Raw genomic sequence first — 6,749 nt, forward strand, 5'->3', positions numbered from 1 at the left:
GAGATGATGTCTATGGACGGTGCTGACCTTCCGGATAGCGGGACATCCTCCGCGCCCATGGATCACAGCAGCATGGCCGGTATGGATCATTCCCGGATGGCCGGAATGCCGGGTATGCAAAGTCATCCTGCGTCAGAAACGGATAACCCACTGGTTGATATGCAGGCGATGAGCGTCTCTCCGAAATTAAATGATCCGGGTATTGGTCTTCGAAATAACGGAAGAAAGGTTCTCACGTACGCGGATTTGAAAAGCCGCTTTGAGGATCCTGACGGACGTGAACCTGGCCGTACCATAGAACTGCATTTAACCGGCCACATGGAAAAGTTTGCCTGGTCATTTAACGGAATCAAGTTTTCAGATGCCGCACCGGTGCTGCTGAAATACGGTGAGCGGCTCAGGATCACGCTGATCAACGATACCATGATGACTCACCCCATTCACCTGCATGGTATGTGGAGCGATCTGGAAGATGAAAACGGTAATTTCATGGTTCGTAAACACACAATAGATGTTCCCCCTGGTACAAAACGCAGTTACAGAGTGACAGCAGATGCGCTTGGCCGCTGGGCGTATCACTGCCATTTGCTCTATCACATGGAAATGGGAATGTTTCGTGAAGTCCGGGTGGAGGAATGATGCGAATGAAGAGAAATTTGAAGGCCATACCTGTTCTGGTCGCCGGTTTCTTTACCTCACCGTTTTCTATTGCGGCGGGCTCCGTCTCTGCAGATCCCCACGCCGGGCACGACATGTCTGCCATGCAGATGCCAGCAGATGAGAATTTCACTGAGATGACGTCAATGGAGCCCATTGTAACTGAGAGCAGAACGCCAATTCCGCCTGTTACCGATGCCGACCGGAAGGCTGCATTCGGCAATTTACAGGGGCATGCGATTCACGACAGTGCGATTAATTATCTGGTTCTGCTGGATCAACTGGAATGGCAACGGTCGGATAACACCAACAATTTCAACTGGAGTGTTAACAGCTGGATTGGAGGCGACACAGATCGGATTTGGCTAAAGAGTGAAGGTGAACGAAGCATTGGGGAAACGGAGGCGGCTGAAGCGCAGTTACTCTGGGGACATGCGGTTGGCCCATGGTGGGATTTGGTTGCGGGTGTCAGGCAGGATTTCAGACCTGCTTCTGCCCGGACCTGGGCTGCTGTCGGTTTTCAGGGGCTGGCACTCTATAATTTTGAGTCTGAAATTACGGGTTTTGTCAGTAATGGCGGAAAAGCAGCCCTTCGTCTGGGAGGAGAATACGACGTTTTACTGACTAACCGGCTCATACTCCAGCCATCCTATGAGGTGAATTTCTACAGTCAGGATGATGAATCGCGGGGTCGCGGCAGGGGACTGACTGACACAGAGCTGGGGCTCCGGCTGCGCTATGAAATACGCCGTGAGTTTGCACCCTATATAGGCGTTTCCTGGAATCAACTTTACGGGAAAACATCCGATATGGCGAAAAGAGAAGGTGAGAAAGACCATCAGGTAGTATTCCTGGCGGGAGCCAGAATCTGGTTTTAACGCACTGATATAAAACACTCAACTAAACAGGTAAATAAAATGTCGATTTTAAATAAAGCCATTCTTACAGGTGGCCTCGTTATGGGCGTTGCTTTCTCTGCTATGGCCCATCCGGAATTAAAAAGCTCTGTGCCACAGGCTGATTCAGCCGTAGCGGCCCCGGAAAAGATTCAGCTTAATTTCTCGGAAAATCTGACCGTGAAATTCTCAGGTGCAAAATTAACGATGACGGGTATGAAAGGCATGTCATCACATTCTCCGATGCCGGTCGCGGCAAAAGTGGCGCCAGGCGCTGACCCTAAATCGATGGTCATTATTCCGCGAGAGCCTTTACCCGCTGGCACTTATCGTGTTGACTGGCGCGCGGTTTCTTCAGATACGCACCCTATTACCGGTAATTACACCTTTACAGTGAAGTAATATTATGAACGACCTGATTATGATTGTTATTCGTTTTCTTCTTTATCTGGATTTGATGGTAATATTTGGATTGCCATTTTTTCAGATATATGGAATAAGTGGTGTCAGACATGAAACCTATAACCTGACTAATTTCAGGTCGTTTATAACCTTTGCTGTTGTTACAGGCATCATTCTTACTGGCATTAATATGCTCCTGGTATCTAATGCCATGAGTGGAGTAACTGACCTCAGAGAATTATCCATCCATGTTATCGAGATGGTGATAGAAGAAACTGATGTGGGTATTAGCTGGATTGTCAGGCTCTGTGCCCTGTTTACCACACTCGGTGCTTTGTTCCTTTACACTAATAAGAGAGTATTGTCCTGCCTGCTGATGACGATGAGTGGGGGCGTGGCGCTGGCTACACTTGCCTGGGGAGGACACGCCGTTATGCATGACGGTCTGCATTACTATCTCCATTTACTGAGCGATCTGACCCATCTCGGCGCTGCAGGTGCCTGGACAGGTGCTCTGGTTGCATTTGCTATCCTGCTGATGCGCAGAAACGAGCATAATGCACAGAGCGTCATTGTGATATCTGACTCCCTGGCAAAATTTGCCACGGCAGGAACGGTGATTGTTGTAGCCCTGATCCTGAGTGGGCTGGTCAACTATCTGTATATTGCTGAGGGTAACTTAACTCCCTTATTCAACAGTTCCTGGGGGAGGATATTGCTTGCCAAGACGGCTCTGTTTGTTCTGATGCTTCTTCTGGCTGCAGCAAACCGGTTTCACCTGGGTCCCCGGCTTGAAGTTATGGTCAGGGAAGGGAATTATGATCGCAGCGTTGCCCTGATGCGAAACAGCATCCTGACAGAATTCGTTGTTGCGATTATCATTCTGGGCGCCGTAGCGTGGCTCGGAATGCTTGCTCCGTCTCAGGTCAGCTAGGGGACAGCCAACGCTCATGCGTGAGATTTTTACTTTCATATCAGCGAGTTGACCATGCAGCGTATTTTAATCGTTGAAGACGAACAAAAAACAGGTCGTTACCTGCAGCAGGGACTGGTTGAGGAAGGCTATCAGGCCGATCTCTTTAATAATGGCCGCGATGGTCTCGGGGCCGCGTCGAAGGGACAGTATGATTTGATAATACTGGACGTGATGCTGCCTTTCCTCGACGGGTGGCAAATCATCAGCGCACTGAGGGAGTCCGGGCACGAAGAACCGGTCCTGTTTTTAACCGCAAAGGACAACGTGCGGGACAAAGTGAAAGGACTGGAGCTTGGCGCAGATGACTACCTGATTAAGCCCTTTGATTTTACGGAGCTGGTTGCACGTGTAAGAACCCTGCTGCGCCGGGCACGCTCGCAGGCCGCAACAGTCTGCACCATCGCCGATATGACCGTTGATATGGTGCGCCGGACCGTGATCCGTTCGGGGAAGAAGATCCATCTCACCGGTAAAGAATACGTTCTGCTTGAGTTGCTGCTGCAACGCACCGGAGAAGTGTTACCCAGGAGTCTTATCTCGTCCCTGGTCTGGAACATGAATTTTGACAGTGATACGAATGTGATTGATGTCGCCGTGAGACGTCTGAGAAGTAAAATTGATGATGACTTTGAGCCAAAACTGATCCATACCGTTCGCGGTGCCGGATATGTCCTGGAGATCAGAGAAGAGTGAGGTTCAAAATTTCCCTGACCACACGCCTGAGCCTGATTTTTTCTGCGGTGATGCTTACGGTATGGTGGTTATCAAGTTTTATCCTGATTAGCACCCTTAATGGCTATTTCGATAATCAGGACCGCGATTTTCTGACAGGTAAACTTCAGCTCACCGAAGAGTTTCTTAAAACAGAGACGTTCAGGAACAAAACGGATATTAAGTCATTATCAGAAAAAATAAACGATGCGATGGTGGGGCACAATGGCTTATTCATTTCTATAAAAAACATGGAAAATGAAAAAATTGTTGAACTCTATGCCAAAAATTCTGTTGTTCCAGCGGTCCTGCTTAATAAGTCGGGTGATATTCTCGACTATATGATCCAGACGGAAGAAAATAACACCGTGTACCGCAGTATCTCGCGGCGGGTTGCCGTGACGCCGGAACAGGGTAAAAGCAAACATGTCATCATTACGGTTGCCACGGATACTGGGTATCACACCCTGTTTATGGACAAACTCAGTACCTGGCTGTTCTGGTTCAATATCGGTCTGGTCTTTATTTCTGTTTTTCTGGGCTGGCTGACCACACGTATTGGTCTGAAACCGCTACGGGAAATGACCAGTCTGGCTTCCTCCATGACCGTACACAGCCTGGATCAGCGTCTAAATCCCGATCTGGCTCCGCCGGAAATCTCTGAGACCATGCAGGAGTTCAATAATATGTTTGATCGCCTGGAGGGGGCATTCCGGAAACTGTCAGATTTCTCGTCTGACATCGCGCATGAGCTGCGCACACCAGTCAGTAATCTGATGATGCAGACGCAGTTTGCACTGGCTAAGGAAAGGGATGTTTCGCATTACCGCGAAATTTTATTCGCTAACCTGGAAGAACTGAAAAGGTTGTCACGAATGACCAGTGACATGCTTTTTCTGGCACGTTCAGAGCATGGTCTGCTGCGGCTGGATAAACATGATGTGGATCTGGCAGCCGAACTGAATGAATTACGTGAGTTGTTCGAGCCCCTGGCAGACGAAACAGGAAAGACAATCACGGTTGAAGGAGAGGGCGTTGTTGCCGGAGACAGCGATATGCTCCGACGTGCTTTCAGTAACCTGCTTTCCAATGCAATCAAGTATTCTCCCGATAACACCTGTACAGCGATACACCTTGAGCGTGACAGTAACTGTGTGAACGTGATGATTACGAATACGATGTCCGGCCAGGTTCCCGCTAATCTGGAACGTTTGTTTGACCGGTTCTATCGCGCAGACTCATCAAGGTTCTACAACACGGAAGGCGCGGGGCTGGGATTATCAATTACAAGGTCGATCATTCATGCTCACGGCGGCGAGCTGTCAGCAGAACAGCAGGGGCGTGAAATTGTGTTCAAAGTGCGCCTGTTAATGGTATAATTATTCATAAATCAGGAGCAGCGTGATAATTCAATCGCCCGGTTCCTGGCGTGATGATCAACCAGCCCTGAGATCAAATGCTTTCTCTGTTATAAGCATTGATTGTTCGGGTATGAAAACACCGGAGACCCAACCATGAAAAAGATCCTTGTATCCTTTATTGCCATGATGGCTGTCGCTTCATCTGCCTGGGCTGCAGAGACAATGAACATGCATGACCAGGTAAATAATGCCCAGGCGCCTGCCCATCAGGACATGGCTGAAATGCATAAAAAAATGATGAAATCCAAGCCAGCAGCTTCTAACGAAACAGCAAAATCATTTTCCGAAATGAACGAGCATGAGAAAGCCGCTGTTGTGCATGAGAAGGCGAATAATGGTCAATCTTCCGTTATTCATCAGCAGCAGGCTGAAAAGCATCGCAGCCAGATCACCCAGAATTAACCCGCAGCTCCACTTGTCAGACCCTCATTTGACGCCGAAGTCACTGGCTTACGCTCCCGATCGGGAGCGTTTTTTTTAAACCAAATGAAAGATTATGTCTGTGTATGATTAATCGTAGTCTGCGGCCTGTTATGAACTAAATGAACGACGGACTAAATTTAACATAAGATAGATTACACGAACTAAGTAATTGATTTTTATGTATTTAAAGTTTCTTGCCCGATTATATCCAGGGTTCATGCCGTGCCGTATCCTGAGACTGGCTGAGAATACGTATGACCGTAACCACCGAATGCGATGGCACAAAATAGATCATGTGCTGTTCCACCGGCAACGAGCAGATATTGTCTCCCAGCTCAGCGCGATGCGTGCCGATGTCATGCATGGCCAGCACGTTAAAAACCGCTGCTATACGGCTGATATACGCATCCGCCTGAACAATCCCGAACTGTCGGAAGCTGTAGCCCCAGATTGCTTCCAGATCTTCTTCTGCTTTGGGTGTCAGCTCAATCTCTTTCATTTGCCACCCTGGCCCTGACATTATTCAGGAATGCATCCTTGTTCCATGGTTTCGCCTCGCCGCTGCTGATGCCTTCGGCCAGCAGATCGCGCAGTTCCTGAAGGCGGGATTCAGCCTGCTTCTCTCGCAGAAGACGCAGCGCATCTCGCATGACCTCGCTCTGGGTACGGTAATCACCAGCCTTAACCAGGGAATCGATAAATTCGCGCAGCTCATCACCCACGTCCACCGTCATCGTACGGGCCATAACCCCTCCGTTTCATTATGTAAGATTTGTTCTTACATCAGTATATCATTTTAGCATCAGGCTTCCATGCTCAGTGATCGAGACTATGGACTGCATTTATGAGATCAACAGGGATGCGAAATCAAATAGATATCTAATAGAATGCTGAGTTGTAGCCTTAAGCGAGAACTGGAAATGAAATTAACAGAAAATCGGGTAGATACACTCATCGATACCCTGAACGACCTGATCTGCGATGAGCAAAGCATTACTCGCGAACAGCGAGAAAATTTAATTAAAACGGTTGCCACACTGGGTGGGCTTAAGGAGCGACTACGGCTCATTTCTGCGGAGAAAGAAGCCAGACAGATCGCTAAAAACGAGAAGGTAAAGAAACCGCGCGAACCGGACCTGGTGTTTCCCCGTACTGGAAAGCCGTGGCTGCCAGAGGATCTCGATGTTATCCATTCCATTATCGACGATATGATCTTGACCCTCCATCTCCGAACAGCTTTTGTATCTTAAGTTAACGATGTCC

At 48.6% G+C, this 6,749-nt stretch carries 9 protein-coding genes and 1 pseudogene; 8 read left to right on the forward strand and 2 right to left on the reverse strand.

Going from position 1 to position 6,749, the window contains the following annotated elements; all coding sequences use genetic code 11:
* The 7 genes and pseudogenes from pcoA to HX884_RS24630 all read left to right on the forward strand — a co-directional run.
* Positions 1-639: pseudogene (gene pcoA / locus HX884_RS24600) on the forward strand (multicopper oxidase PcoA); the annotation flags it as partial.
* Positions 640-644: 5 nt separating this feature from the next.
* Positions 645-1,535, forward strand: a complete 891-nt coding sequence (pcoB, locus tag HX884_RS24605) for a copper resistance outer membrane transporter PcoB (RefSeq protein WP_178328932.1) — start codon at positions 645-647, stop codon at positions 1,533-1,535.
* Positions 1,536-1,574: 39 nt separating this feature from the next.
* The gene (gene pcoC, locus HX884_RS24610) at positions 1,575-1,955 is read left to right on the forward strand and encodes a copper resistance system metallochaperone PcoC (protein WP_000025662.1); all 381 of its coding nucleotides are present in this window, start codon (positions 1,575-1,577) and stop codon (positions 1,953-1,955) included.
* Between the two features lie 55 nt (positions 1,956-2,010).
* Entirely contained in the window at positions 2,011-2,889 is an 879-nt protein-coding gene (gene pcoD, locus HX884_RS24615; protein WP_241187637.1) for a copper resistance inner membrane protein PcoD, read from the forward strand.
* A gap of 54 nt (positions 2,890-2,943) precedes the next feature.
* Positions 2,944-3,624, forward strand: coding sequence for a copper response regulator transcription factor PcoR (gene pcoR / locus HX884_RS24620; protein ID WP_001188930.1), 681 nt, complete (start codon positions 2,944-2,946; stop codon positions 3,622-3,624).
* Positions 3,621-5,021, forward strand: coding sequence for a copper resistance membrane spanning protein PcoS (gene pcoS / locus HX884_RS24625; RefSeq protein ID WP_178328933.1), 1,401 nt, complete (start codon positions 3,621-3,623; stop codon positions 5,019-5,021). Before pcoR ends, pcoS begins: the two co-directional genes overlap by 4 nt.
* Positions 5,022-5,156: 135 nt before the next feature.
* Positions 5,157-5,465, forward strand: a complete 309-nt coding sequence (locus HX884_RS24630; protein WP_111969924.1) for a Silver-binding protein — start codon at positions 5,157-5,159, stop codon at positions 5,463-5,465.
* Positions 5,466-5,688: 223 nt separating this feature from the next.
* On the opposite strand, the gene HX884_RS24635 is transcribed toward HX884_RS24630, so the two are convergent.
* Positions 5,689-5,985, reverse strand: coding sequence for a type II toxin-antitoxin system RelE/ParE family toxin (locus tag HX884_RS24635; RefSeq protein ID WP_015572038.1), 297 nt, complete (start codon positions 5,983-5,985; stop codon positions 5,689-5,691).
* Positions 5,972-6,232 (reverse strand): type II toxin-antitoxin system ParD family antitoxin, encoded by a 261-nt coding sequence (locus tag HX884_RS24640; RefSeq protein WP_015572037.1) that lies wholly within the window; start codon positions 6,230-6,232, stop codon positions 5,972-5,974. Before HX884_RS24640 ends, HX884_RS24635 begins: the two co-directional genes overlap by 14 nt.
* 174 nt (positions 6,233-6,406) lie before the next feature.
* Between HX884_RS24640 and HX884_RS24645 the strand changes: the two genes are divergently transcribed.
* Complete coding sequence (locus HX884_RS24645) at positions 6,407-6,736, forward strand: hypothetical protein (RefSeq protein ID WP_249166279.1); 330 nt, start codon at positions 6,407-6,409, stop codon at positions 6,734-6,736.
* Positions 6,737-6,749 lie beyond the last annotated feature (13 nt).

Origin of the sequence: Enterobacter sp. SECR19-1250 (genome assembly GCF_013391025.1) — a bacterium.
Taxonomy (GTDB): domain Bacteria; phylum Pseudomonadota; class Gammaproteobacteria; order Enterobacterales; family Enterobacteriaceae; genus Enterobacter; species Enterobacter cloacae.